The 25515-nt window shown below is 70.6% G+C and carries 22 protein-coding genes and 1 tRNA gene; 16 read left to right on the plus strand and 7 right to left on the minus strand.

What is annotated here, in order from left to right:
- Positions 1-15: 15 nt before the first annotated feature.
- Entirely contained in the window at positions 16-2391 is a 2376-nt protein-coding gene (locus V8Z80_RS12390; RefSeq protein ID WP_336062159.1) for a glycerophosphodiester phosphodiesterase family protein, read from the minus strand.
- A 178-nt stretch (positions 2392-2569) separates the two neighbouring features.
- On the opposite strand from V8Z80_RS12390, the gene V8Z80_RS12395 reads away from it, so the two are divergent.
- The 4 genes from V8Z80_RS12395 (at position 2570) to V8Z80_RS12410 (ending at position 8181) form a co-directional block, all read left to right on the plus strand.
- On the plus strand, positions 2570-4012 hold the full coding sequence (locus V8Z80_RS12395) for an FAD-binding oxidoreductase (protein ID WP_155194530.1): 1443 nt from the start codon (positions 2570-2572) through the stop codon (positions 4010-4012).
- Positions 4013-4068: 56 nt separating this feature from the next.
- Positions 4069-4791 (plus strand): response regulator transcription factor, encoded by a 723-nt coding sequence (locus V8Z80_RS12400; RefSeq protein ID WP_336062211.1) that lies wholly within the window; start codon positions 4069-4071, stop codon positions 4789-4791.
- Positions 4788-6131 (plus strand): sensor histidine kinase, encoded by a 1344-nt coding sequence (locus V8Z80_RS12405; RefSeq protein ID WP_336062160.1) that lies wholly within the window; start codon positions 4788-4790, stop codon positions 6129-6131. Before V8Z80_RS12400 ends, V8Z80_RS12405 begins: the two co-directional genes overlap by 4 nt.
- A gap of 82 nt (positions 6132-6213) precedes the next feature.
- Complete coding sequence (locus V8Z80_RS12410) at positions 6214-8181, plus strand: LTA synthase family protein (protein ID WP_336062161.1); 1968 nt, start codon at positions 6214-6216, stop codon at positions 8179-8181.
- A 64-nt stretch (positions 8182-8245) separates the two neighbouring features.
- Here the strand turns inward: V8Z80_RS12410 and fahA are convergent, their stop codons facing one another.
- The 6 genes from fahA to mutM form a co-directional block, all read right to left on the minus strand.
- Positions 8246-9568, minus strand: coding sequence for a fumarylacetoacetase (gene fahA / locus V8Z80_RS12415; RefSeq protein WP_336062162.1), 1323 nt, complete (start codon positions 9566-9568; stop codon positions 8246-8248).
- Between the two features lie 49 nt (positions 9569-9617).
- Positions 9618-10910, minus strand: coding sequence for a homogentisate 1,2-dioxygenase (gene hmgA, locus V8Z80_RS12420; protein WP_336062163.1), 1293 nt, complete (start codon positions 10908-10910; stop codon positions 9618-9620).
- A gap of 64 nt (positions 10911-10974) precedes the next feature.
- Entirely contained in the window at positions 10975-11175 is a 201-nt protein-coding gene (locus tag V8Z80_RS12425) for a DUF2783 domain-containing protein (protein ID WP_155194520.1), read from the minus strand.
- Entirely contained in the window at positions 11163-12863 is a 1701-nt protein-coding gene (locus tag V8Z80_RS12430; protein WP_336062164.1) for an FAD-dependent oxidoreductase, read from the minus strand. The genes V8Z80_RS12425 and V8Z80_RS12430 overlap by 13 nt, the downstream gene beginning before the upstream one ends.
- Positions 12864-12892: 29 nt before the next feature.
- A complete protein-coding gene (locus V8Z80_RS12435) occupies positions 12893-13846 on the minus strand; it encodes an MBL fold metallo-hydrolase (RefSeq protein WP_336062165.1) in 954 nt (317 codons plus the stop codon).
- Positions 13847-14031: 185 nt separating this feature from the next.
- Complete coding sequence (gene mutM, locus V8Z80_RS12440; RefSeq protein ID WP_155194517.1) at positions 14032-14862, minus strand: bifunctional DNA-formamidopyrimidine glycosylase/DNA-(apurinic or apyrimidinic site) lyase; 831 nt, start codon at positions 14860-14862, stop codon at positions 14032-14034.
- Positions 14863-14931: 69 nt separating this feature from the next.
- Here mutM and V8Z80_RS12445 point away from each other — a divergent pair, with 69 nt between their 5' ends.
- From V8Z80_RS12445 to ychF, 12 genes are all read left to right on the plus strand, one after another.
- Positions 14932-16755: a tetratricopeptide repeat protein gene (locus V8Z80_RS12445; protein WP_442951972.1), complete on the plus strand. Its 1824-nt coding sequence runs from the start codon at positions 14932-14934 to the stop codon at positions 16753-16755.
- Entirely contained in the window at positions 16752-17345 is a 594-nt protein-coding gene (locus V8Z80_RS12450) for an outer membrane lipoprotein LolB (RefSeq protein WP_336062167.1), read from the plus strand. The genes V8Z80_RS12445 and V8Z80_RS12450 overlap by 4 nt, the downstream gene beginning before the upstream one ends.
- Before the next feature lie 12 nt (positions 17346-17357).
- The gene (ispE, locus tag V8Z80_RS12455) at positions 17358-18335 is read left to right on the plus strand and encodes a 4-(cytidine 5'-diphospho)-2-C-methyl-D-erythritol kinase (RefSeq protein ID WP_336062168.1); all 978 of its coding nucleotides are present in this window, start codon (positions 17358-17360) and stop codon (positions 18333-18335) included.
- 9 nt (positions 18336-18344) lie between these two features.
- Positions 18345-18421, plus strand: a tRNA-Gln gene (locus tag V8Z80_RS12460).
- A gap of 109 nt (positions 18422-18530) precedes the next feature.
- A complete protein-coding gene (locus V8Z80_RS12465; protein WP_336062169.1) occupies positions 18531-19481 on the plus strand; it encodes a ribose-phosphate pyrophosphokinase in 951 nt (316 codons plus the stop codon).
- A gap of 157 nt (positions 19482-19638) precedes the next feature.
- Positions 19639-20265, plus strand: a complete 627-nt coding sequence (locus V8Z80_RS12470) for a 50S ribosomal protein L25/general stress protein Ctc (RefSeq protein ID WP_155194509.1) — start codon at positions 19639-19641, stop codon at positions 20263-20265.
- 185 nt (positions 20266-20450) lie between these two features.
- On the plus strand, positions 20451-21047 hold the full coding sequence (gene pth, locus V8Z80_RS12475; protein WP_155194507.1) for an aminoacyl-tRNA hydrolase: 597 nt from the start codon (positions 20451-20453) through the stop codon (positions 21045-21047).
- Entirely contained in the window at positions 21028-21810 is a 783-nt protein-coding gene (locus V8Z80_RS12480) for a CPBP family intramembrane glutamic endopeptidase (protein WP_336062170.1), read from the plus strand. Before pth ends, V8Z80_RS12480 begins: the two co-directional genes overlap by 20 nt.
- A gap of 50 nt (positions 21811-21860) precedes the next feature.
- Positions 21861-22310: an SRPBCC family protein gene (locus tag V8Z80_RS12485; RefSeq protein ID WP_155194504.1), complete on the plus strand. Its 450-nt coding sequence runs from the start codon at positions 21861-21863 to the stop codon at positions 22308-22310.
- Between the two features lie 21 nt (positions 22311-22331).
- On the plus strand, positions 22332-23552 hold the full coding sequence (locus V8Z80_RS12490; protein WP_336062171.1) for a helix-turn-helix domain-containing protein: 1221 nt from the start codon (positions 22332-22334) through the stop codon (positions 23550-23552).
- A gap of 37 nt (positions 23553-23589) precedes the next feature.
- A complete protein-coding gene (locus V8Z80_RS12495; RefSeq protein WP_336062172.1) occupies positions 23590-24219 on the plus strand; it encodes a Vgb family protein in 630 nt (209 codons plus the stop codon).
- Positions 24220-24318: 99 nt separating this feature from the next.
- Entirely contained in the window at positions 24319-25410 is a 1092-nt protein-coding gene (gene ychF / locus V8Z80_RS12500) for a redox-regulated ATPase YchF (RefSeq protein ID WP_155194498.1), read from the plus strand.
- Positions 25411-25515: the final 105 nt, after the last annotated feature.

Below are 25515 nucleotides of genomic sequence, written 5' to 3' on the forward strand. Positions count from 1 at the left end.
GGCCGGCGCCGGCCTTTACTGCACAGTCACCGCGATGGGCTGGGACACGATGCGGTAGCTGCGTCCATTGCCCATGTCATGGGTGTGCACCGCCAGCACCACGGCGCTGCCCGGGCCACTGAAGCTCAGCTGCCCGTCCGCCGCCAGCGCATGCGGCGCGCTGGCCTGCACCAGCACGAACCGGTCGGCCTGCACCGTCTGGCTGCTGCCGTCCTGGCGCAGCAGCTGCACCGGCAGCGATAGCGGGCCGGCCGCGGCGCTGGCCTGGGCCGGCGCGCGCAGCTGCGCGGCATAGCCGCTGAACCACTGGGCGTAGTCGGTGGTCAGCCCGTGCGTGCCGGCCTGGTAGTGCTGCCGCGCCACGTCCTCGTCCCGGTAGGTCCAGGGCCAGAAGGTAGTGCCGCGATGCTTGGCCGCCTCCAGGATGGCCGGCGTCAGGTTGTTGTAGCTGGGGTTGAAGGTCGAGGACATGGCCTGCGTGTGCGTCAGGATCTGGCGCACGATGCGCGAAGGGTCGGCGCCGGCGGGCACGGCGCTCAGAAAGCCGGCGGACACTTCGGGCATGGCCTGCCGGGCGCGCGCCAGCTGGTCCTGCAGGAAGGAGATGAAGATCACCTGGTCCTGCACGCCGTGCGCCTGGATCAGTTCGCGCAGCGGCTCGATGATGGCCGGGTTGCCGGTCTTGATCTCGACGAACTGCGTCACCGGCTTGTCCTTGAACTCGGCGAAGTACTGTGCCAGTGTCGGCACCTTGTAGCCGTTGTTGATCGTGGACAGGGCCTGGATCTGCGCCAGCGTCATCGATTCGATCTGGCCCGTGCCGTCGGTGGTGCGGTCCACGGTGGCATCGTGCATCACCACCACGTGGCCGTCGGCGCTCAGGTAGATGTCGGACTCGATGGCGTCGGCGCCCAGTTCATAGGCCCGAATCGCGCCTTCGAGCGTGTTCTCGTCCAGCAGCGAGGGCACGCCGCGGTGGCCCACCACCAGCGGCTTGCGCAGCAGCGTGCCCTCGGGCAGGCGCGCCAGCAGCTCGGCGTAGGTCTGCACCTGCTCGGTCACGATGCCGTTCACGCCGCTGGTCAGCACCGCCGCCGCGTGCGCGGCCGAGCGGTCATGGTCCACCGCGCCGGCCCAGACCGTGATCAGCATGCGCTGCAGGTAGGCCACGCTGTCGCGGTCCAGCAGCGCCGGCGGCACGATGGCGATCTTGCTGCCCGAACGGTTGGTCGCCTGTACGATGGACAGCAGATCGGCGCGCGAGCCGCCCAGGTCGGCGCCGGTGAAATCCAGGGCGGTGCGCAGCCGCGGCAGCGTCTGGCGGGCCAGTGCCAGCAGCTGCGCATTGTCCGAGACCAGCGTGATATCGATCAGGTTGCGCGCCTGGGCCAGCGGCGCCAGGGCCTGGACGGTGGCCGCATCGGCGATGCGCAGCACCGGGATGGCGTGGCCGGGCCGGTCCAGGAATTCGGCCAGCGTGCCGGCGCTCTCGCCGCTCAGGCTATGCAGGTTCAGGCCGGCGTCCAGGTTCATGAGCAGGTTGCCGGCGCCCTGCGCGGTGGCCGGATCGCTGCGGTAGCCGCCCACCAGCGTGGGCGCGAGCGCCGCGCCCGTCTGCGGCTCGGGAGCCTCGTACATGTCGCCCAGGCTGGGCAGGGGTTCGAGCTGCTCCTTGACGGTCACATGGTCCACCCGCAGGACCGCGCCGGCCGTCTGCAGACCCAGGCCGCCGGCCAGGTGCGTCTCGCTCAGCTCGGCGTCGTGCAGCAGCTGGCCGTCCAGGTATTGCCGCGCGCGCGTGCCGTGCACGACCAGCGTGGCCGTGTAGGTCTTGGCCGGATCGATCGCCTCGCCGAACGCGGCGGTATAGGGCACGGTCCAGGCGCCGTTCTCGCGCCAGGCCAGCTCCGTGCCGTTGCCGGCGGCGGCGTTCTGGCGCACGGCCATCTGGTAGTAGGGTTCCAGGTTGGCGGCCGACGGCGAGGTGCGGTACATGATGCTGCCCCACCGGCCGTCGTTGTTGGCCGACAGGATGGTGAAGGTCACATCCACGCGGTAGTTCCCGTGCCGGGCCAGCGTATCTGGCAGCGCTACGGCGGTGCCCGCGGTGTTGTGGTAGGTGCCGTCGATGATCAGGCTGCCGTCGCGCACCGATACCGTCTGCACCAGGCCGCTGACCTGGCGCCAGCCCTGGGGCAATGAGGCGCCGTCGAAGCTTTCGTCCAGCAAGGTGGCCGGCTCGGGCGCGGGCGGCTCGGGCGCGGGGCTGCCGGGTTCGGACGGCTGCTGCGGCGACGGGGAGTCCTCGTGGTCGTCGTCGGAGGAAGAGCAGGCAGCCAGCATCAGGGCAAGGCTGGCCGCCAGGGTAAGGCATAAGGATCGGAGCTTCACGGATCGGCCTGTCTCGGGTGGAAAAGCAGGAACCTTATGGGGCCATTGTTAAGGCTCTGTTGCCGTCAACATCCTGTAACGTTATGGCGGCGGGCTGGCGCGCGGCAGGAGCCGCGGACCGCAGGGGCGAGCCGCGCCCGCCTCTAAAATAGCCCGGTTCCCTGGGAGACGTACCGCCATGTTCCTGACCGCCTTGAAAGACCTGCTTGGCGCCCAGCACGTGCTGGCCGGCAGCGATGCTGACCCCTACCTGGTCGATTGGCGCGGGCGTTATACCGGCCGTGCCCTGGCGGTGGCGCGCCCGGCCGATGCGCGGCAGGTGGCGCAGGTGGTTGCCCTGTGCGCGCGGCACGGCGTGCCGATCGTCCCGCAGGGCGGCAATACCGGGCTGTGCGGCGGCGGCATTCCCGACGCCAGCGGGGCGGCGCTGGTGCTGTCGCTGCGGCGGCTGGACCGCATCCGCGAGATCGACACGGCCAACGACACCATCACCGTCGAGGCCGGCTGCGTGCTGCAGGCGGTGCAGGACGCGGCCCGCCAGGCCGGCCGGCTGTTTCCCCTGAGCCTGGCGGCCGAAGGCTCGTGCACGGTGGGCGGCAACCTGGCCACCAATGCCGGCGGCACGCAGGTGCTGCGCTACGGCAACACGCGCGAACTGGCGCTGGGCCTGGAGGTGGTCACGCCCCAGGGCGAGCTGTGGCAGGGCCTGCGCGGCCTGCGCAAGGACAACACCGGCTATTGCCTGCGCGACCTGTACATCGGCAGCGAAGGCACGCTGGGCGTCATTACCGCCGCCACCTTCAGGCTTTATCCGCTGCCGGTGGCGCAATCGACCGCGCTGCTGGCCCTGCCCGGGCTGGACGAGGCGGTGCAGGTGCTGGCCCACGCGCGCGCGGGCTTTGCCGCGGCGCTGACCGGCTTCGAGCTGATGGCCGCGGACGTGCTGGCGCAGGTCAGCGCCTGCTTTCCCGAACAGCGGCTTCCGTTTTCGGGCGCGCCCGCGCAAAGCCCCTGGTTCGCCTTGCTGGAGGTCTCGGACAGCGAAAGCCAGGCGCATGCGCGCGACCGTTTCGAGGCAGTGCTCGGCGGCGTCATCGAGGCCGGCCTGGCGGCCGACGTCGTCATCGCCCAAAGCGTGGAGCAGAGCCGGGCGCTGTGGCACCTGCGCGAAAGCATCCCGCTGGCCGAGGCCCGGACGGGCAAGAGCATCAAGCACGACGTATCGCTGCCGGCTTCGCGCATCGCCGATTTCGTCAAGACCACCAACGCGCTGCTGCAGCAGCGCTATCCGGGCGTGCGCAACGTGGTGTTCGGCCACTTGGGCGACGGCAACCTGCACTACAACGTGGCGCGTGCCCCGGGCCAGGACGAGGCGGCGCTGCTGGCCCTGCAGCCCGAGGTCTACCGCCTGGTGCACGACAGCGTGCATGCCCACGGCGGCTCGATCAGCGCCGAGCACGGCGTGGGCCAGCTCAAGCGCGACGAGTTGCCGCGCTACAAGGATCCGGTCGAGCTCGACCTGATGCGGCGCATCAAGCTGGCGTTGGATCCGCAAGGCATCATGAACCCGGGCAAGGTGCTGGCGCCGGCCGCGGGCCGGCCGGCGGCGGTGGCCCCGTGAGCCCGGCGGGCCGTCCCAAGGGCGAACCCCGGGGCGCGCAGCCCGAAGGCGGCCCGATGGGCGCCGGGGCCGCGCACGACCTGGACGCCCTGCGTCCGCGCGTGCTCATCGTCGAGGACGACGCCACCATCGCCAGCAACCTCTACAGCTACCTGGAGACGCGCGGGTTCGTGCCCGACGCGGCTTGCGACGGCCGTGCCGCCATCCAGATGCTGGAGGCGCAAAACTTCGACGTCATGGTGCTGGACGTGGGCCTGCCCGGGCGCGACGGCCATGCCGTGCTGCAGGTGCTGCGCAACGAGCTGGGCAGCGCGCTGCCGGTGCTGGTGCTGACTGCGCGCGACCAGCTGGAAGACAAGCTGGCCGGTTTCGCCCACGGGGCGGACGACTACCTGACCAAGCCCTTCGCCCTGGCCGAGGTCGAAGCCAGGCTGCGCGCGCTGGTGGCCCGGGCCCAGGGCACCGTGGTGGCCGCGGCGCGGCATTTCCACGGCCTGAGCTTCGACCCGCGCACGCGCGTGGTCACCGTGCATGGCAAGCCGGTGCACCTGACGCGCCGCTCCATCCAGATCATCGACATGCTGACGCGCGATGCCGGCAGCGTGGTCGAACGGGCCGACCTCGAGTCGGCGCTGTGGGGGGCCGAGCCGCCTTCCTCCGACGCCTTGCGCAGCCAGCTGCACCTGCTGCGCCGCGCCCTGGCCGACGCCGGCTTCGATGGCATCGAGACCGTGCACGGCACCGGCTGGCGCCTGGTGCCGCCCGGAGGCGCAAGATGAACGCCCCCGTGCGGCCGGCGCGCGGGCGCTCGACCGCGCTGACCCAGCGCGTGGTGTGGGCGCTGACAGGCACCGTGGCCTTGTTCGTGGCCATGCTGGTGCTGCTGGCCTACCTGACCTTCGACCAGATGGAGGATTCGCTGGTCAACGACATCCTGGCCACCGAAAGCGACAGGGTGGTGCAGCAGATCATCAAGGGCGACCTGGATTTCCAGGATGCCGGCCCGGTCGCGCTGGGCCAGACCATGAAGGTCTGGCGCGTGCGCGGCGAGGCCGACCGCCAGCAGCTGCCCGCCGTGCTGCGCGAACTCAAGCCCGGCATGCACCTGTACGAGGATGCCGGCATGGTCTGGCACGTGTCGGTGCGCCACGTGCCGGACGGGCTGGCGGTGATCTACTACGACGCCACCGAGAACGAGGCGCGCGTGGACGAGTTCGGGCTCATCGTCATGCTGCTGGGGCTGGCCTGCACGCTGGGCGCCTACCTGGTGGCGCGGCGGGTGGCGCGCCTGGCGGTCGGACCCATGCTGCGCCTGACCCACCAGCTGGCAAGCTGGGCGCCCGGCGCGCCGGACATGACGGTGGACCGCGACGACGAGGCCGGCCGGCTGGTCGAGGCCTTCAACCGGGTGCAGAACCGGCTCGAGCAGACGCTGGCGCGCGAGCGCGAATTCTCGGCCAATCTCAGCCACGAGATCCGCACGCCGCTGGCGGCCATGCGCTCGGACGTCGAGATCATGCTGCTCGATCCGCACCTGCCCGGGCAGGACCGGATGCGGCTCGAACGCACCTTGCGCGGCATAGACAGCGTGGTGGTGGCCTTGCAGGCGGCGCAGGCGCTGGCCCGCGAGGAGGCGGGCGCGGCCGAACCCGTGGCGCTGGCCGACTGCCTGCACGATGCCTGGGGCGCGCAGGCCGCGGCGGCCGAGCGCGCGGGCCTGCGGCTGGTGGACCGCGTGCCGCCGCACGTCGTGGTCGAACTGGACCGCTATGCCTTGCTGATGGTCCTGCGCAATCTCGTGCGCAACGCCATCGACCATGCCGCCCCGGCCACGCTCACCGTCGAGGCGGTGGACGGCGGGCTGGACTTTCGCGACAACGGGCCCGGGATCGCGCCGGGCGACCTGCCTTTCGTTTTCGAGCGCTACTACAGCGCGGCCCGGCGCGACGTGGGCAGCCAGGCCGAGCCCGGCGCGCTGCGCCGCGGCCTGGGGCTGGCCATCGCCAAGCGCGTGTGCGACGCCCAGGGCTGGCGCCTGGACGTGCAGGCCAGCAACGACGGCCCCGACCGCGGCACGCGCTTTCGCCTGCGCTTTGACGTTTATTCCACGCAGCCCTAGCTAACCTGCCTCCTTTCGTTCGCGGCCCGTGCGGTGCGGGCGTGTTTTTGACAAGGAGCCGCTTCATGGCGGATGGGTTCGCATGCGCACGCTGACCTTGCGCTTTCTGGCCGCAGGCCTGCTGTTGCTGTGCGCCTCGCGCCTGGCGCTGGTGATCTGGCAGTGGCCGCGGGTGGAGGCGGTGCAAGGGCTGTGGCCGGTGATGCTCGGCGGGCTGCGCATCGACGTGACCATGCTGTGCATGATCGCGGTGCTGCCGGCCGTGCTGTCGCCCTGGCTGGGCCATCTGGCCCTGCCCACGCGCCTGGCCGCCTGGTGGTTCCGCCTGGGATGGATGCTGCTGGTGCTGCTGGAGGTATCCACGCCGCAGTTCATCGTCGAGTACGACACCCGGCCCAACCGCCTGTACATCGAATACCTGACCAGTCCGCGCGAGGTGTCCTCCATGCTGTGGGAGGGCTACAAGGGCGTGCTGCTGGCCGCGCTGCTGGCGCTGCTGGCCGCGGCCTGGCTGGCCGGCAGGCTGTTTCCCACGCAGGTCCGCCAGGCCCGCCTGCGCCTGGCGTGGCGGCCGCTGCTGTCGCTGGCGGTGCTGGCGGCAATGGTGCTGGGCATACGCGGCACGCTGGCGCACCGGCCCATCAATCCCTCCACCGTGGCTTTCGGCAGCGACGCCATGGTCAATACCCTGGCGCTCAATTCGCTCTACGGGGTGTGCGATGCGCTCTATCGCCTGCAGGACGAGCGCGCCGCCCGCGTGAACTACGGCAAGCTGGCCCCCGGCGAGGCGCTGGCCGTGGTGCGCGAGGCGGCCGGGCTGCACGGCGCGCCGCTCGATCCGCAGATCCCGACGCTGCATGCGCAGCATGCCACCGTGCGGCGCGAACGGCCGTTGAACCTGGTCATCGTGCTGCAGGAGAGCCTGGGCGCGCAGTACGTGGGCAGCCTGGGCGGGGCGGGGCTCACGCCCGAGCTCGATGCGCTGAGCCGCCAGGGCTGGAGCTTCACGCGCGCCTACGCCACCGGCACGCGTTCGGTGCGCGGGCTGGAGGCCGTGACCACCGGCTTTCTGCCCACGCCGGCCGAGGCGGTGCTCAAGCTGCCGCGCGCGCAGGCCGGTTTTTTCACCCTGGCCGAGCTGCTGGGGCGGCAGGGCTACGTGTCGCGCTTCGTCTACGGCGGCGAAGCGCATTTCGACAATATGCGCGGCTTTTTCCTGGGCAACGGCTTTAACCAGGTCATCGACCGCAAGCGGTTCGGCAAGACCGTCTTCACGGGTTCCTGGGGCGCGTCGGACGAGGACATGTTCCGCGAGCTGGACGCGCTGCTGATGGCCGACCGCGATCCGCAGCAGGACAAGGGCTCGGGCGGGCGGCCCACCTTTACCCTGGCCTTCACCGTCAGCAACCATTCTCCCTACGAGTATCCGGCCGGGCGCATCGCCCCGCAGGGCGATCCGGCCACGGCGCACAACGCGGTGCGCTACGCCGATTGGGCCATGGGGCGCTTTTTTGCGCAGGCGCGCCAGCGGCCCTATTGGCAGGACACGCTGTTCCTGGTCGTGGCCGATCACGATTCGCGGGTGTTCGGCGCCAGCCTGGTGCCGGTGCGCCACTTCCAGATCCCCGCGGTCATCCTGGGCGCGGACGTGGCGCCGCGCCGCGACGACCGGCTGATCAGCCAGATCGACCTGGCGCCCACGCTGCTGTCGCTGATGGGCGTGGACAGCGTGCATCCCATGCCGGGCCATGACTTGACGCGCCAGGCCGCCGGCCGGGCCATCATGCAGTACGGCAACAACTACGGCTACCTGACCGAGTCGGGCCAGCTGGTGGTGCTGGAGCCGGACAAGCCGGCGCGCCAGTATCGCTACAGCGCGCCGCAGGACTACGTCGCGCAGCCGCCCGACCCGGCGCTGGTGCGCCAGGCGCTGGGGCATGCTCTGTGGCCGGTGCAGGCCTATCGCGAACAGCAGTACCGGCTGCCCGCCCTGGCCCCGGCCCGGCCCGCGGCCCTGGCCGGCGCCCCGGCGGCGGCGCCGCCGCGCTAGCGGCCCGTCCCGCCAGCCGCTCGCGCCGCGCGCCCGGTCGGAGCCGGGACAGGGCATCAGGGCATCAGGCCAGGGCGGGCAGCACCATGCCGGCGGCGCTGCCGAAGCCCAGCCGCCGGCGGCCCGGCGCCTCGCAATGCGCGGTCAGGATGACCTGGTCGCCGTCTTCCAGGAAGCTGCGGGTTTCGCCCCAGGGCAGCTGCACCGGCGTCTTGCCGCCCTGGCTCAGCTCCAGCAGCGAGCCGGCCTCGTGCGGCTCGGGCCCCGAGAGGGTGCCCGTGCCCAGCAGGTCGCCCGGCTGCAGGTTGCAGCCGTTGACGGTGTGGTGGGCGAGCAGCTGCGCCATGCTCCAGTAGGCATGGCGCAGGTTGCTGGCCGACAGTCGCGCCGGCACCAGACCGCGCTGGCGCGATTGCTCGGTCGAGAGCAGCACCTGCAGCCGCACGTCGTAGGCGCCCTGGCTGCGGTTGGCCGCGCTGTCCAGGTAGGGCAGGGGCTGCGGATCTTCGGCGGGCCGCTGCCATGCGGCGCGGAACGGTTCGAGCGCTTCGCGCGTGACGATCCACGGCGAGATGGTGCTGGCGAAGTTCTTGGCCAGGAACGGTCCGAGCGGCTGGTATTCCCAGGCCTGGATGTCGCGCGCCGACCAGTCGTTGAGCAGGCACAGGCCGAACAGGTGGCGCTCGGCCCGGTCCAGCGCGATGGGCTCGCCCAGCGCATTGCCGGTGCCCACGAACACGCCCATTTCCAGCTCGTAGTCCAGGCGCCGGCAGGGGCCGAACTGCGGCGCCTGGCCTTCGGCCGGCGGCCGCATCTGGCCGCGCGGGCGCCGGAACGCCTGGCCCGAGACGCCGATGCTCGAGGCGCGCCCGTGGTAGCCGATGGGCACCCACTTGTAGTTGGGCAGCAGGGGATTGTCGGGGCGGAACTGCCGGCCCACCGCCGTGGCGTGATGCACCGAGATATAGAAATCGGTGTAGTCGCCGATGCGCGCCGGCAGGCCCATCGCCGCCTGGGCCTGCGGATGCAGGCAGCGCGACACGGCCTGCTCCAGCACGCTGCCGCTGCGCACCGCGCGGGACAGGGCCAGCCGCAGCGCCGACCAGTGCTCGTCCTGCAGCGCCATCAGCGGATTGAGGGTGTCGCCGGTGCAGGCGGCCAGGGCCTGGGCCGCCAGGCCGTCGAAGGGTTCCAGGCTGGCCAGCCTGGCCAGGTCGATGATCTGGTCGCCCAGCGCCACGCCCACGCGCCAGGCTTGCGCCGGCTCGCTGGCCGGGCGGAACACGCCCAGCGGCAGGTTCTGCGGCGGGAAGTCGGTGGCCGGGTCGTTGGCGCTGGCCAGCCAGCTCCGGATGTCGGGATCGTGGGTTTCGTTCAGTTGCGGCATGGGCTCGATGGGGCTGGAGTTGGCGCGGTAAGGGCTCGGGCGCGGACGCTCATTGCGGCTGGAAGTGCTTTTTCAGGCCTTGCCAGCACTGGTGGTAGTCGGCCTGGCGCTGCGGCGAGCGCAACGCCGCGGCGGTGGGCCGGATCACGCGCCGGGTCTCGAACATGAAGGCCATGGTATCGGCCAGCACGTGCGGCTGCGTGGTGTCGGCGCTGCTGGCCTTCTCGAAGGTTTCGGCATCCGGGCCGTGCCCGCTCATGCAATTGTGCAGGCTGGCGCCGCCGGGGGCAAAGCCCTCGGCCTTGGCATCGTAGACCCCGTGTATCAGGCCCATGAACTCGCTGGCCACGTTGCGGTGGAACCAGGGCGGGCGGAAGGTATCCTGCATCACCAGGATGCGCGGGGCGAACACGGCAAAGTCCATGTTGGCCGTGCCCGGGGTATCCGAGGGCGAGGTCAGCACGGTGAAGATCGAAGGATCGGGATGGTCGTAGGTGATCGAGCCCACGGCATTGAAGCGGCGCAGGTCGTACTTGTAGGGATAGTGCGTGCCGTGCCAGGCCACCACGTCCAGCGGCGAGTGGCCGATGCGCGCGCGCCAGAAGGCGCCGCCCAGCTTGGCGATCAGCTCGAAATCGCCTTCGGCGTCTTCGTAGGCGGCCACCGGGGCCAGGAAGTCGCGCGCATTGGCCAGGCCGTTCGAGCCGATCGGCCCGAGCTCCGGCAGGCACAGCGGCGCGCCGTAGTTCTCCAGCAGGTAGCCGCGCGCGCGCCCGTCGGGCAGTTCGACCCGAAAGCGCACGCCGCGCGGGATGACCGCGATCTCCTGCGGCTCGACCTCCAGCACGCCCAGTTCGGTGGCCAGGCGCAGCCGGCCTTCTTGCGGCACGATCAGCAGCTCGCCGTCGGCATCGTAGAAATAGCGCCCTTGCATGTCGCGCGTGGCCGTGTACAGGTTGATGCCGTTGCCGGCCTGCTCGTCGGGCGAGCCGTTGCCGGCCCGGGTGCGCACGCCTTCCAGGAAGTCCACCGGCGCCTCGGGCCAGGGCGGCGGGCTCCAGCGCAGCTGGTTGGGCGAGACCGGCAGGTCGTCGAAGCGGCTGATCCACGCCGCCTGGCCGGGCCAGGGTTCGAAGGGCTGGTGCACCGCCGCCGGCCGGATGCGGTATAGCCAGCTGCGCCGGTTCAGGTGGCGCGGCGCGGTGAAGGCCGTGCCGGACAGCTGCTCGGCGTAAAGGCCGTAGGCGCAGCGTTGCGGCGAGTTGCGGCCCTGGGGCAGGGCGCCGGGCAGGGCCTCGGTGGCATGGCTGTTGCCGAAGCCGCAGAGATAACGCAGTTCCATGGACTAGGTCTCCGGGAAAGGCGCGGCCGGCGCGGGCGTGGCCCGTGCCGTGGCGCCAGGGGAATCAGGATTGGGCCAGCGCGCGGGCATGCGCCAGCGCCTGGCGCAGCACCTGCGCATCGCCCACGTGATTGGCCAGCAGCAGCACCAGCGCGGCGTTCATGGCGTGGCTTTGCGCGGGGGCCAGCCCTTCGTGGGCGCGGATCAGGGTTTCGTAGAAGGCGTCGGGCGCATCGATGTTCGGCGCCAGCTTCAGTGCGTCCATGCGGGTTCCTCCGTGGCGCAGGCCGCCCGCGCCAGCGCGGCGGCCACCGCCCGGGCGTCCAGGGCGCGCCAGCGCGCGGCGACGTGCTGGTCCGGGCGGATCAGGTAGGCGCCGCCCTGCGCCATATCGTAGCGTTCGGCCAGCCGGCCCTCTATGTCCACGACCGTGGCCAGCGCGGTGTCGCACGGCGGCGCGCCGGCCGGGCGCACCAGCACCACGCGGGCGCCGCGGGGGTCGGCATCGAGCGCGCGCAGCCAGTCCCGCGTGTCCCCGGGCAAGGGCGCCTGGCCCATGCAGAACACCGCCAGCACGAAGCGTCCATCCAGCTGCTGCAGCCACCATCCGGGCTGGCCCCGGACCTGCACCGGCGCATCGGGCGCGCAGGCGCCCGGCTCGGCGCAGCCGGCATAGGCATGCTGGTCGGGCGTGTTCAGGGGCGAATCGCGGTAGACGGCCGGGGTGGACAGGCGCCCGCTGTTGACCAGGCTGCGCGCGAAGTCATGATGGCGCGCCAGCTTGAGCACGGTGTTGCGAAACAGCAGGCTGATTTCGCTTTTGGGCGAGATGAAGTCGGTGGCGCGCGAGGAGTGCAGGATGTTCTCGTCGGCGGCCGCCTCGCGCTCGTGCGCATAGCTGTCCAGCAGCGATTCGCCGGCCCAGCCTTGCAGCACGCGCTGCAGCTTCCAGGCCAGGTTGTCGGCGTCCTGCACGCCGCTGTTGGCGCCGCGCGCGCCAAAGGGCGAAACCCGGTGCGCGGCGTCGCCGGCAAAGATCACGCGGCCATGCCGAAAGCGCGCCATGCGCTCGCAGGCGAAGGTGTAGACGCTGGTCCAGACCAGCTCGAAGCGGGCCGCATCGCCCAGCAGCGCATGCAGCAGCGGCCGCACGTTCTCGGGCTTGACGGCTTCCTTGGGGTCGGCGTCCCAGCCCAGCTGGAAGTCCACCCGCCAGGTGTCGTCGGGCTGGCGGTGCAGCAGCACGGACTGGCCGGGATGAAAGGGCGGGTCGAACCAGAACCAGCGTTCGGGCGGGAAGGGCGCCTGCATGCGGATGTCGGCGATCAGGAAGCGGTCGCGGAAGATGCGCCCCTGCGGCTGCTGGCCCAGCATGGCGCGCAGCGGCGAGCGCGAGCCGTCGCAGGCCAGCACCCAGTCGGCATGCAGGTCATATTCGCCTTCGGGCGTGGCCACGCGCAGGCGCGCGCCGTCGGCCTGGGGCGACAGGGCCGTTACCTTGCTCTGCCAGCGCAGGTCCAGCAAGGGCTCGCGCAGCGCCGCCTCGACCAGGAACTCCTCGGCGTGGTATTGCTGCAGGTTGATGAAGGCGGGCCGGCCGTGGCCGGGCTCGGGCAGCAGGTCGAAGCGCCAGACCTCGTCGGCGCCCAGGAACACGCGGCCCACCTGCCAGGACACGCCTTTCTCGACCATGCGCCGGCCCACGCCCAGCCTGTCCCAGATCTCCAGCGTGCGCTTGGCAAAGCAGATGGCGCGCGAGCCCGCCGACAGCTTGTCGTCCTCGTCCAGCAGCACCACGGGCACGCCGCGCCGCGCCAGGTCCAGCGCGGCCGTCAGGCCGACCGGCCCGGCGCCGACCACCACCACGCGATGGCGCGCGGGCTCGTGCGCGCGCGCATCGGGATGCGGGCGGTAGGCGTAGCGCTTGTGCGCCTGTTTTCGTTCGTCTCCCACTTGGCCCTCCGGTGTCGTGCCGCTGGCGTTCAGCCCTCCAGTTGCTGCCACATCTGGCGGTCGCGCTCGGCCGTCCAGATGCGCGGATGCTCGTGGCCGGTGGCCTCGTCGTAGGCGCGCGCCACGTCAAAGGGCATGCAGTGATCGAAGATCACCCAGTCGTGGTAGCGCGGACGCATGAAGTCGTAGACCTCGCGGTACAGCGTCTTGAGGTCCTTGCCTTCGGCCACGGCGCGATTGACCGCGCCGTACAGGTCGGTGATGAAGGCGCGGGTGCCGGCCAGGCCTTGTCGCACCTGGGCTTCGGTCAGCAGCGCGCGCCCGCGCCCGGGTACCAGCTTGGCCGGATCGAGCGCGGCCAGGCGGTCCAGCGTGACGGGCCAGTCGCGGAAATAGGCATCGCCCGCATAGGGCGTGGATTCGTATTCGACCAGGTCGCCGGCGAACAGGATGCGCTGCTGCGGCAGCCAGGCGACGGTGTCGCCCTTGGTATGGCCGCGCCCCAGCTGCATCAGGTGGACCTCGAGCTTGCCCAGGTCCACCGTCATGTGGCCCTGGAAGGTCATGGTCGGCCAGGTCAGCCCCGGCGGGATGGATTCGACGTCGCGGAACAGCCGCGGGAACCGGCCGATCTCGCTGGCCTTGTCCTGCTCGCCGCGCTCGACGATCAGGTCGTAGGTGTCGCGGCTGGCGATGATCTCCTGCGCATGGTAGGCCGAGGCCCCGAACACGCGCACCGCGTGATAGTGCGACAGCAGGATGTACTTGACCGGTTTGTCGGTGACCGTGCGGATGCGGGCGATGACGTCCTGCGCCATGGTGGGGGTGGCCTGGGTGTCGATGACCATGGCCGCGTCCTCGCCCACGATCACGCCCAGGTTGGGATCGCCCTCGGCGGTATAGGCATAGGCGTTGTCCGAGAGCTTCTCGAACGAAACGACCTTGTCCGCCAGGTCGGCCTGCGAAGCGAAAGGCTTGCTCACGATGTTGTCTCCTGCGTTCCCGGATGGTTTTTCGACGACTATAGAACCGGATTCGGTTTTGTGCAATCCATTTGCTATGAACGAATTGCAGTCGCGGGCCGGCCCGGCCTGGGGCCGGCGGGCTGGGCGGCTCAGGACGGTGGAGGTGACGGCGCTGTTGGAACCGGCCGGACCGGGCTGGCGGTTCAGGCCCGCTGGCAGCGCGGGCAGTAGTAGGTGGCGCGCTGGCCCTGCACGATGCGGCGGATGGGTGTGGCGCAGCTCTTGCAGGGCAGGCCGGCGCGTTCGTAGACGGCGGCGTGGATATCGAAATACGCGCCCGGCTCGCTGTCGCTGTTGACGTAGTCGCGCAGCGTGCTGCCGCCCGAGTGCAAGGCGTCCTGCAGCGTGGCCTGCACTGCCTGGGCCAGCCGCTCGCAGCGTGCCGGCGACAGGCGCCCGGCCGGCGTTGCCGGATGGATGCGCGCGCGAAACAGCGATTCGGATGCGTAGATGTTGCCCACGCCCACCACCGCGTCGCCGGCCAGCAGCGCTTGCTTGACGGACTGGCTGCGGCCCTTGAACCAGGCGCGCAGCCAGGCGCCGCCAAAGCGCGGGTCGAAGGGCTCTATGCCCAGCCGCGCGAGCAGCGGATGGTCCTGGACCGGCCCGGCCTCGGCCGGATGCCACAGCACCGCGCCGAAGCGGCGCGGGTCGTGCAGGCGCAGCACCGCGTCCTCGCCGAAGACCCATTCGACGTGATCGTGCTTGCGCAGGAATTCGCCCGGCGCCACGCGCCGCAGCGAGCCCGACATGCCCAGGTGCACCAGCTGCACGCCGTGCTCGAAGCGCAGCAGCAGGTATTTGCCGCGCCGCTCGCAAGCCAGCAGGGTGCGTCCGGCCAGCAGCCTGTCCATGTCCGCGGGCACCGGCCAGCGCAGGCGCGGCTCGTGCACGGCCAGGCGGGTCAATGCGCGGCCTGTCACCAGCGGCGCGATGCCCCGGCGCGTGGTTTCAACTTCTGGCAATTCGGGCATGAAGCGCGGCAACCCCAGGTGCTAAGATCGAAGGCGTCGATCTATGGGATTTCGATTGTGCCATTAAGCATGGCTTGCCGCGTGAAGCCGACCCCGTTGTTCCGCATCCTGCTTGTCAGCCTGGCCGCAGCCTGGGCCGCACAGCCCGCCTGGGCCGCGCCCGTGCAGGCCGGCCCGCAGATCGCCCAGCGCATCCTGCAGAAAAAACCCGTGCCCGAGACCGAGGTCATCCGGCTGCGCCCGGGCCAGCTGCCCGAGGTGACGCTCTCGGCCGATATCCTCTATCGCATCCTGGCTTCCGAGATCGGCGCGCAGCGCGGGGTCTACGGCACGGCGGCCAACACCATGCTCGAACTGGCGCGCGATACCGGCGATCCCCGCCTGGCGCGCCGCGCGCTCGAATTCTCGCTGGCCGGCGGCAACCTGGCCGGCGCGCTGGACGCCGCGCGCCAGTGGGCGCGGCTGGCGCCCAACGACATGGAGGCCAGCTCGACCGAACTGGCGCTGGCCGCCGCGGCCGGGCAGACGCAGGGCCTGGGCGAGGCGCTGCGCAAGCGCATCGATGCCGCCCAGGACAAGCCTGCCGCCATCGCGCAGGCCATGGCCGTGCTCGGCCGCATGGCCGACCGCCGCCAGGCGCTGGCCACGCTGGACCACGCGCTGAGCGAACCGGTGCGCAAGCTGCCCACCGCGCGCATGGCGCTGGCCGACATGGCGCAGGCCGCCGGCGATACGCGGCGTGCCGCCGCCGAGGCGCGCGCCGCCCTGGCCGCCGCGCCGCGCTCCGAAGAGGCCGCGCAGCGCATGCTCGAATACGGCCTGCAGGACGACCCCGAGCGGGCCCTGGCCGAGGCCCGCGCCTTTGCCGAGCGCAATCCCGGCGCGCGACGGCTGCGCCTGCTGCTGGCCACCCAGCTGTCGGACCGGGGCGAGCACCAGGCCGCGCTGGCCGAGATCGACGCCATGGCGCGCCGCGCGCCCGAAGACTTCGACCTGATGTTCATCCGCGCGCAGATGCTGTATCGCGCCGGCCGGCTCGACCAGGCCCGCCAGGCGCTGCAGCAGTTCGTCGACGTGCAGTCCCAGCGCGAGCAGGGCACCGCGCCCGGCTCGACCGACGCGGTCTCGGCCTCGGCCGACGCCTATCTGCTGCTCTCGCGCATCGCGCAGGAGCAGGGCGACATCGACGAGGCCGTGCGGGTGCTCGATCACGTCGACGATCCCTCTGTGCGTTATTCGGCGCGCCTGCGCCAGGCGGCCCTGCGGGCCAGCCAGGGCCGCACGGACGAAGCCCTGGCCCTGATCGAGTCGGCCCAGCCGCAAGACCCCGAGGAATCGCTGCAGGGCCTGCTGGCCAGGGCCCAGGTGCTGCGCGACGGCCGCCGGCTCGACCAGGCCATCGCCCTGATGACGCAGGCCGACCAGGACTATCCCGACACCACCGAGGTCAAGTACGAGCTGGCCATGCTGCAGGAGCGCGCCGGCAACGTGGCCGAGATGGAGCGCCTGCTGCGCCAGGTGATCGCGCTGGATCCGGACCACGCGCATTCGTACAACGCGCTGGGCTACACGCTGGCCGACCGCAACGAAAGGCTGCCCGAGGCGCTTTCGCTGATCCAGCGCGCGCTCGAGCTGATGCCCGACGATCCCTTCATTCTCGATAGCATGGGCTGGGTCAAGTTCCGCCTGGGCCAGCCGCACGAGGCCGAGCAATACCTGCGGCGCGCCTACGCGCAGCGCCCCGAGGCCGAGATCGCCATCCACCTGGGCGAAGTGCTGTGGGTGCAGGGCCGGCGCGACGAGGCCACCGAGATGTTCCGCGAGGCGGCCGGCATGGACGCCGACAACGAGTTGCTGCGCGAGACGGTGCAGCGGCTGGGCGCCAAGCCATGAGCCTGGTGCTGCGCCGTTGGTGGGGGCACTGGCGCCTGGCCTTGCTGTGCGCGGCCTGCGGCGTCCTGGCGGCCTGCGCCAGCCCGCGGCCGGTGGACGGCCAGCAGGACGAATACTCCTTCTCGCGCACCGGGCGCTTTGCCGTACGCATCGAAGACCCCAACGCCCAGCCCGAGGCCGTGCAGGGCGGCTTTGCCTGGCGCGACGAGGGCCGCCGCCTGGTGCTCGACCTGGCCAACCCCTTCGGTTCGACGCTGGCGCGCGTCGAGTCCGATGCGCGCGGCGCGCGGCTGACGCGGGCCAACGGCCAGCAGGTCGAGGCCGCCGATCCGGACGCGCTGGTGGCCGAGGTGCTGGGCAGCGACATCCCCGTGGCCGGCCTGCGCGACTGGCTGCGCGGGCGGGTGGCCGAACAGCCGCCCGCGCAGGCGCTGCAGCGCGACGAGGCCGGCCGGCCCGTCGCCTTCCGCCAGGGCGGCTGGCATGCCCGCCTGTCGCGCTACGACGCGCTGGGCCCGCAGATGCTGGTGCTCGAACGCAGCGAGGGCGGCCGGCGCATCGTGGTGCGCCTGGTGGCCGACGGCGCCTGAACCCTTGCGCGCATGACGCTGTACGACATCCCGGCCCCGGCCAAGATCAATCTTTTCCTGCACGTGGTCGGCCGCAGGGACGACGGCTATCACCTGCTGCAGACCCTGTTCCGGTTCGTGGACCTGCGCGATACGCTGCACATCGAGACCCGCGCCGACGGACGCATCGCGCGCAGCACCGAACTGCCCGGCGTGCCGCCCGATCAGGACCTGGTGGTGCGTGCGGCGCGTGCCTTGCAGGCGGCCACCGGCACCGCGCTGGGCGCGCAGATCGCCGTCGACAAGCGCATCCCCGCCGGCGGCGGGCTGGGCGGGGGCTCCAGCGATGCGGCCAGCACGCTCATCGCGCTGAACCGGCTCTGGAAAACCGGCCTGACGCGCCAGGCGCTCATGCGGCTGGCCCTGCCGCTGGGCGCCGACGTGCCGGTATTCGTTTTCGGGCAGTCCGCTTTTGCACAAGGCGTGGGCGAGCAGCTGGCCGCGGTGGCGCTGCGCCCGCGCGCCTACCTGATCGTGCAGCCGCAGGCCGCGGTGCCCACGGCAGGTGTTTTTGCCGCACCTGAGTTGACACGCGATACAAAGCTTGTCAAAATAGCGGACTTTTCCGATCTGCTTGAAACGAAAGCGGTCGATAAGGCCCGCAAGCCGGGCGCGCCAGGGGATGGGTGCGCCGGTCCTGCCGGGACCTTGCCGGCTTTTTTCGGGCGCAACGATCTGGAACCGGTGGTATTCGGGCGCTATCCGCCAGTGCGGCAGGCGGCCCGGTGGCTGGCGGACCAGGGCGTGGCGGTGCGGATGTCCGGTTCGGGAGCCTGCCTGTTCGGCGAGTTTGCGGGCCTGCCAGAAGCGCTTTTTGCACAATCGGAAATCGCCGCTAAAATGCGACTCGCGCAATCCAAGTCGCAAACGCAAGGCAGTTGTCCGATCGCGCAGGTGTTTGCCTGTGACGGACTGGACGAACACCCGTTGCGGCACTGGATTGACAAGTAGTCGTGCAGTTGGGGAGTCGCCAAGCTGGTTAAGGCACCGGATTTTGATTCCGGCATGCGAAGGTTCGAATCCTTCCTCCCCAGCCAACCGCCAATATGGGCACAATAAATAAAAGCTGTTGACCTTGCCTGGTTACGAGTGGCACCGGTTCAACAGCTTTTTCCATTTGGGTCGCCGGAGTTTCACCGCATCATCATGACCAACGATAGCTTCATGATATTTACGGGCACAGCCAACACGCGTCTGGCTGTGGACGTCGTCAATCATCTGGACATGTCGCTTGGGAAGATGACCGTCGGCCGCTTCTCCGATGGCGAGGTGATGGTCGAGATCAACGAGAACGTCCGGGGCAAGGACGTTTTTGTCTTGCAGCCCACCTGTGCGCCCACCAACGACAACCTGATGGAAGTCATGGTGATGGTCGATGCGCTGCGCCGCGCCTCGGCCGGCCGCATCACCGCCGCCATCCCGTATTTCGGCTACGCCCGCCAGGACCGCCGCCCGCGTTCGGCGCGCGTGTCGATCTCGGCCAAGGTCGTGGCCAACATGCTGCAGGTGGTGGGCGTGGACCGCGTGCTCACCATGGACCTGCACGCCGACCAGATCCAGGGCTTCTTCGACATCCCGGTGGACAACATCTACGCCGGCCCCATCCTGCTGGGCGACATCTGGCGCAAGAACCTCAAGGATCTCGTCGTGGTCTCGCCGGACATCGGCGGCGTGGTGCGCGCCCGCGCGCTGGCCAAGCCGCTGGAGGCCGACCTGGCCATCATCGACAAGCGCCGCCCGCGCGCCAACGTCTCCGAAGTCATGAACATCATCGGCGACGTCGATGGCCGCACCTGCATCATCATGGACGACATGGTCGACACCGCCGGCACGCTGTGCAAGGCCGCTGCCGCCCTGAAGGAACGCGGGGCCGGCGCCGTGTACGCCTATTGCACCCATCCGGTGCTCTCGGGCGGCGCGGTCGAGCGCATCGCCGCGTCCGACCTGGACGAGCTGGTCGTTACCGACAGCATCCCGCTGTCCGAGGAAGGCCGCAATTGCGCCAAGATCCGCCAGCTTTCGTGCGCCGCGCTGCTGGGCGAGACCATCATGCGCATCTCGAACGCCGAGTCGGTCAGCTCGCTGTTCGTCGAATAAGGGCGGTCGCTGGCCGGCCAGCCAGTCCTGCCTTTTGCTGTTCCCGTTTTTCATGCCGGCCGCTGGTCGCGGCGGCCGGCAAACCCCGGCGCGCAATGTCGCGCGCCAGGACAGTCCGGGGGGCGCAAGCCTCCCTTCATTGCTTACGGAGCTTTACATGAACTTCACCGCAACCAAGCGTAGCGAGCAGGGATCGAGTGCGAGCCGCCGCCTGCGCCGCGCTGGCCGCGTGCCCGCCATCGTCTATGGCGCCGGCGCCGAGCCCCTGGCCATCGACGTCGACCACAACGACATCTATCACGCGCTGCGCAAGGAAGAGTTCCACTCTTCCGTGCTGAAGATGCAGCTCGAAGGCGAATCCGGCACGCAGGACGTGCTGCTGCGCGACGTGCAGTGGCACCCCTACAAGAAGCAGGTGCTGCACATCGACTTCCAGCGCGTGGACGCCCGCCAGGCGCTGCACACCAAGGTGCCGCTGCACTTCATCAACGAAGACGTCTCGCCCGCCGTCAAGCTGGGCCACGCCATGATCAACCACGTCATGACCGAACTGGAAGTCAGCTGCCTGCCGGCCGACCTGCCCCAGTTCATCGAGGTTGACCTGTCCGCCATCGAAACCGGCCAGTCGGTGCACGTGGCCGACCTGAAGCTGCCCCAGGGCGTGACCTACGTGGTGCATGGCGGCGACGCCAACCCGGTGGTCGCCACCGCCGTGCTGCCCGCGTCGGCGGTCAGCGACGAAAGCGCCGAAGGCGAGCAAGGCGGCGACAAGCCCGCTGCCTGACCGCTGCAAGGCATGGGCCGCGGCGCCGTCCCGAGCGGGCCGGCCGCGGCGCGAAATGGCTCCCGCCTGGGAGCCATTTTTTTTGCCGCCCGACCCGCGGCCGGCCCGGCACGGGCCGACTGCGCCCGGCCGCGCCGCGCGCGCCTTGGCTTATAGTGTGGCCTGGCTTTTTTGATCGACATCTCATGGCTGTTCCCATCCGCCTGGTCGTGGGGCTGGGCAATCCCGGTTCCGAATACGAACGCACCCGCCACAATGCCGGCTTCTGGCTGGCCGACCGCCTCGCCGAGGACCTGCGGGCCGGCTTTTCGCTGGAAAAAGCCTTCTTCGGCCACGTGGCCAAGGCGCGCGTGGGCGGCGAGACCCTGATCATCGCCAAGCCCATGACCTACATGAACCGCTCCGGGCAAAGCGTGGGGGCGCTGGCGCGCTTCTACAAGCTCGCGCCCGAGGCGCTGCTGGTGCTGCATGACGAGCTGGACCTGCTGCCCGGCCAGGTCAAGCTCAAGCAGGGCGGCGGCCATGCCGGGCACAACGGCCTGCGGGATATCCAGGCCGTGCTGGGCAGCCCCGCGTTCTGGCGGCTGCGCCTGGGCATCGGCCACCCGCGCACGCTGGGACTGGCCCAGCAGGTGGCCGACTTCGTGCTGCACCCGCCGCGCCGCCAAGAGCAGGACGCGCTGGATGCGGCCATCGACCGCTGCCGCGCCGTCATGCCCTTGCTGCTGGAGGGCCATTTCAACCGCGCCGTCGCCCAGCTGCATGCAGACAATCCCGCCTGACCGGCCCACCCGCCGGCAAATCCGCTTTCGCCACGAGCTGCTGGCCTTCCTGCGCGACGTGCGCCGGCCGCGCCTGTCGCCGCGCCAGGGCCGCAGCCGACAGGGCTCGGGCCTGGCTGCCGACTGGCAGCGCCAGGTGCCGTTCACGCGCCTGCTGGCCTGGGCCGGCTTCCTGTGGCTGGTCAACATGTTCGCCCTCGGTCCGCTGGCCGTGGCCGCCGCCGGTTCGGGCGGGGCCTCGCACCGCATGGACATCGACAACATTCCCTGGCTGGCCGCGCTGCTGTGGGCGCCGGTGGTCGAAGAAATGCTGTTTCGGCATGGCCTGCGCAGACCGGTGCAGATGCTCTGGACAGTGCCGCTGGTGGGCGTGGCGCTGTTCTACGGCCCGGCGCTGTGGACCGGCGCGCTGGTGGCGCTGGCCATCGCCCTGGCGCTGTGGCAGGCGGGCCGCCGTCCCGCGCCGCTGCGCTGCTGGCGGCCGGCCCTGCGCCGCTACGTGCGCGCCTTTCCCTATGTCTTTCACCTGGCCACGCTGGCCTTCGCCGGCCTGCACCTGGCCAATTTCTCGCTGAACGCCATGCCGTTCTGGCTGATGCCGCTGCTGGTGCTGCCGCAATGGCTGACCGGCCTGGTGCTGGGCTGGCTGCGCGTGCGCACGGGCATCCTGGACGCCATGCTGCTGCACGGTATTTTTAACGCCGGTCCCTTGCTGCTGGTATTTTTGATCGTTACGCTGGCGCCAGATATGGCTAATCTGTAGGGCGCCCACGCCCGCGCCCGCGCGGGAGCCGCCACCCCAAGGAGCCAGTCATGCCCAGCACCATCCGTCTTCACCGCGTCCTGAGCGCGCCGCCCGAGCGCGTCTACCGCGCCTTCCTCGACCCCGACGCCATGGCCAAGTGGCTGCCTCCGCAGGGCTTCACGTGCAAGGTGCACCACCTGGATGCCCGTGTCGGCGGCGCCTACAAGATGTCGTTCACCAACTTCGGCACGGGCAAAAGCCATGCCTTCGGCGGCGAGTATCTCGAATTGCAGCCGGCCGAGCGCATCCGCTATACCGACGTATTCGACGATCCGAACCTGCCGGGGGAAATGCGCACCACCGTCGCCCTGCGGCAAGTCGCCTGCGGCACCGAATTGCACATTACCCAGGAAGGCGTCCCGGACGTCATCCCGGCCGAATCCTGCTACCTGGGCTGGCAGCAATCCCTGGCGCAGCTGGCGGCGCTGGTCGAACCCGAGATTCCCGACGCGCCGTAAGGCCGCGTCCGCCTGGCCTCGATGGATGCCCCGCTGGCCGCGGCGGCCCGGGCGCTGGCCGCCGGCGATCCGCTGGCCGCGCTGAACCACGTCGCCTTGCGCGGCGACGCCGCGGCGCTCGCGCTACGCGGCATCGCCATGGCGCAGCTGGGCGAGCTGGCGCGCGCCCGGGCGCTGCTGCGCCAAGCCGCCCGGGCGTTCGGCGCCAGGCAGGCCGTGGCGCGCGCCCGTTGCGTCGTGGCGCAGGCCGAGATCGCCCTGGCCGCGCGCGAGCTGTCGTGGCCCGAGCCGGCCCTGGCCGCGGCACGGGCCACGCTGCAGGCGCACGGCGACCACCCGAACGCCGCGCACGCGGGCCAGGTCCAGGCGCGGCGCCTGCTGTTGCTCGGCCAGCTGGATGGGGCCGAGCGTGTCCTGGCGGGCATGGATCCGCGCTCCCTGTCCCCCGCATTGCTGGCCGTCCATGAGCTGGTGCGCGCCGGCATCGCCCTGCGCCGCTTGCAAGCGGCACCGGCGCGTCAGGCGCTTGCCCGGGCGCAGGCCGCCGCCCGCCAGGCCGGCATCCCGGCCTTGGCGGCCGAGGTGCGCAGCGCAAGCCAGGTTCTGCGCGCGCCGATGGCGCGCCGCATCCGGCACGGCCAGGCGCAGCCGCTGCGGCTGCCGCAAGTGCAGGCCCTGCTGGCCTCGGATGCGCTGGTGGTGGACGAGTGCCGCCATGCGGTGCGCCAGGGCGGCACGGCGATCGCGCTGGCCAGCAGGCCGGTGCTGTTCGGGCTGGCGCGCCTGCTGGGCGAGGCCTGGCCCGGGGAAGTGCCCCGGGACCAGCTCGTCGCGGGGGTTTTTCGCACCCGGCAGGCCGACGAATCCCATCGCGTGCGGCTGCGCGTGGAGATCGGGCGCTTGCGCAAGCTGTTGCGGCCGCTGGCCGAGGTCCGCGCCACCGGGCAGGGTTTTGCGCTGGTTCCCGTGCCGGCCCGCGAGGTGGTGGTGCTTGCCCAGCCGGCCGCGGGCCGGCACGGCGCGGTGCTGGCCCTGCTGGCCGATGGCGCCGCCTGGTCGAGCTCGGCCCTGGCGCTGGGCCTGGGGACCAGCCAGCGCGCGGTGCAGCGCGCGCTCGAGTCGCTGGCCGCGGCCGGCAAGGTGCAAGCCTGCGGGCAAGGCCGCGCGCGCCGCTGGGTGCTTGCACCCGTGCCGGGATTCGCGACAACCTTGTTACTTCCGCAGCCGTTTGCCGATGGCTAGGATGACGTCATCTACCCATGACTTCAGGAGCAGCCGCATGAAATCCTCGCCCGCCCAGATCATCCAGGAATACGGCCCGTTCCCGGGCGTGGACGCCGTGCATGGCGTGACCTACGACGGTCGCCAGGTATGGTTCGCCACGGGCGACAAGCTGTGCGCGCTGGACCCGGCCAGCGCCACGGTGCAGCGCTCGCTGCCGCTTACCGCCAATGCCGGCACCGCCTGCGATGGCGCGCATCTTTTCCAGATCGCCGACGACCGCATCCACAAGATCGATCCGCAAAGCGGCCGCGTGCTGGCCGCCATCCCCGCCCCCTGCGCGGATTGCTCGGGGCTGGCCTGGGGCGAGGGCGCGCTGTGGGTCGGCGGCTACAAGGGCCGCAATATCTACCAGGTGGATCCGGAAACAGGGCAGGTGCTGCGCACCCTGGCCTGCGAGCGGTTCGTCACCGGCGTGAGCTGGTTCGGCGCCGAGCTCTGGCACGGCACCTGGGAAGACGGCCAGAGCGATTTGCGGCAGATCGATCCGCAAACCGGCAAGGTCCTGCAGCGGCTGGAAATGCCGGAAGGCATGGGTGTCTCGGGCCTGGAGGGCGACGGGCGCGACCGCTTCTACTGCGGCGGGGGCGGCAGCGGCAGGCTGCGGGTGGTGCGCAAGCCGGCGTAAGGCAGGGCCGACGGCATGGCCGCCCGCGCCGGCTTTGGATAGGGCCAGACGGCAGGGCTACAATCTGCCAGGTTTCTTGGACAGAACAGGCTCAAATCCATGGCTTTGCAATGCGGCATCGTCGGCCTGCCCAACGTGGGCAAATCGACCCTTTTTAATGCGCTGACCCGCGCCGGCATCGCTGCCGAAAACTACCCCTTCTGCACCATCGAACCCAACGTGGGCGTGGTCGAGGTGCCCGACCCGCGCCTGCAGCAGCTGGCCCAGATCGTCAAGCCCGAGCGCATCGTGCCGGCCGTGGTCGAGTTCGTGGACATCGCCGGCCTGGTGGCCGGCGCCAGCCAGGGCGAAGGCCTGGGCAACCAGTTCCTCTCGCACATCCGCGAGACCGATGCCATCGTCAACGTGGTGCGCTGCTTCGAGGACCCCAACGTCGTGCACGTGGCCGGCCGGGTCGATCCCATCGCCGACATCGAGGTCATCGCCACCGAGCTGGCGCTGGCCGACCTGCAGACCATCGAGAAGGCCATCCACCGCCACAGCAAGACCGCGCGCTCGGGCGACAAGGATGCCGCCAAGCTGGTGGCGCTGCTCGAACGCTGCCAGAAGCACCTGGACGGCGGCGCGCCCATCCGCTCGCTGGGCCTGGACAAGGAAGAGCTGTTCGCGCTTAAGTCCTTCGGCTTCATCACCGCCAAGCCGGCCATGTTCGTGGCCAACGTCAGCGACGACGGCTTCACCGACAACCCGCTGCTGGACCGGCTGACCGAATACGCGCAGAAGCAGGGCGCCCCGGTGGTGGCCATCTGCGCGGCCATCGAGGCCGAGATCGCCGAGCTGGGCGACGAGGACCGTGCGGTCTTCCTGGCCGACCTGGGCATGGAAGAACCGGGCCTGGACCGCCTGATCCGCGCCGGCTACCGCCTGCTGGGCCTGCAGACTTATTTCACCGCGGGGGTGAAGGAAGTGCGGGCCTGGACGGTGCCCATCGGCGCGACCGCGCCGCAGGCGGCCGGCGTGATCCATACCGACTTTGAGCGGGGCTTTATTCGCGCCCAGACGATTTCCTTCGATGATTTCATTGCTTGCAAGGGCGAGCAGGGGGCCAAGGAAGCGGGCAAGATGCGAGCCGAAGGCAAGGAGTACGTGGTGCAGGACGGGGACGTGTTGAATTTTCTGTTCAACGTCTGACGTCCTCTGCGTGGCAGCCAATCCCGTCCAGGCTGCCGGCAGGGCTTCAGCGCCTTTCGGTCCGCTGTCCCGGCCTGTCTGGGCGGCACTGCCGGCCCGTATTCC

It is taken from the genome of Orrella sp. JC864 (assembly GCF_037026685.1).
Classification (GTDB): Bacteria; Pseudomonadota; Gammaproteobacteria; order Burkholderiales; family Burkholderiaceae_B; genus Orrella.

Coding starts and splice junctions, on each gene's coding strand:
- V8Z80_RS12400 (WP_336062211.1), top strand. CDS start 4,069: ATGGGCGCCGGGGCCGCGCACGACCTGGACGCCCTGCGTCCGCGCGTG.
- ychF (WP_155194498.1), top strand. CDS start 24,319: ATGGCTTTGCAATGCGGCATCGTCGGCCTGCCCAACGTGGGCAAATCG.
- V8Z80_RS12405 (WP_336062160.1), top strand. CDS start 4,788: ATGAACGCCCCCGTGCGGCCGGCGCGCGGGCGCTCGACCGCGCTGACC.
- V8Z80_RS12445 (WP_442951972.1), top strand. CDS start 14,932: ATGGCTTGCCGCGTGAAGCCGACCCCGTTGTTCCGCATCCTGCTTGTC.
- V8Z80_RS12495 (WP_336062172.1), top strand. CDS start 23,590: ATGAAATCCTCGCCCGCCCAGATCATCCAGGAATACGGCCCGTTCCCG.
- V8Z80_RS12425 (WP_155194520.1), bottom strand. CDS start 11,175: ATGGACGCACTGAAGCTGGCGCCGAACATCGATGCGCCCGACGCCTTC.
- V8Z80_RS12485 (WP_155194504.1), top strand. CDS start 21,861: ATGCCCAGCACCATCCGTCTTCACCGCGTCCTGAGCGCGCCGCCCGAG.
- pth (WP_155194507.1), top strand. CDS start 20,451: ATGGCTGTTCCCATCCGCCTGGTCGTGGGGCTGGGCAATCCCGGTTCC.
- V8Z80_RS12450 (WP_336062167.1), top strand. CDS start 16,752: ATGAGCCTGGTGCTGCGCCGTTGGTGGGGGCACTGGCGCCTGGCCTTG.
- hmgA (WP_336062163.1), bottom strand. CDS start 10,910: ATGGAACTGCGTTATCTCTGCGGCTTCGGCAACAGCCATGCCACCGAG.
- V8Z80_RS12480 (WP_336062170.1), top strand. CDS start 21,028: ATGCAGACAATCCCGCCTGACCGGCCCACCCGCCGGCAAATCCGCTTT.
- V8Z80_RS12410 (WP_336062161.1), top strand. CDS start 6,214: ATGCGCACGCTGACCTTGCGCTTTCTGGCCGCAGGCCTGCTGTTGCTG.
- mutM (WP_155194517.1), bottom strand. CDS start 14,862: ATGCCCGAATTGCCAGAAGTTGAAACCACGCGCCGGGGCATCGCGCCG.
- ispE (WP_336062168.1), top strand. CDS start 17,358: ATGACGCTGTACGACATCCCGGCCCCGGCCAAGATCAATCTTTTCCTG.
- V8Z80_RS12395 (WP_155194530.1), top strand. CDS start 2,570: ATGTTCCTGACCGCCTTGAAAGACCTGCTTGGCGCCCAGCACGTGCTG.
- V8Z80_RS12470 (WP_155194509.1), top strand. CDS start 19,639: ATGAACTTCACCGCAACCAAGCGTAGCGAGCAGGGATCGAGTGCGAGC.
- V8Z80_RS12490 (WP_336062171.1), top strand. CDS start 22,332: ATGGATGCCCCGCTGGCCGCGGCGGCCCGGGCGCTGGCCGCCGGCGAT.
- fahA (WP_336062162.1), bottom strand. CDS start 9,568: ATGCCGCAACTGAACGAAACCCACGATCCCGACATCCGGAGCTGGCTG.
- V8Z80_RS12465 (WP_336062169.1), top strand. CDS start 18,531: ATGACCAACGATAGCTTCATGATATTTACGGGCACAGCCAACACGCGT.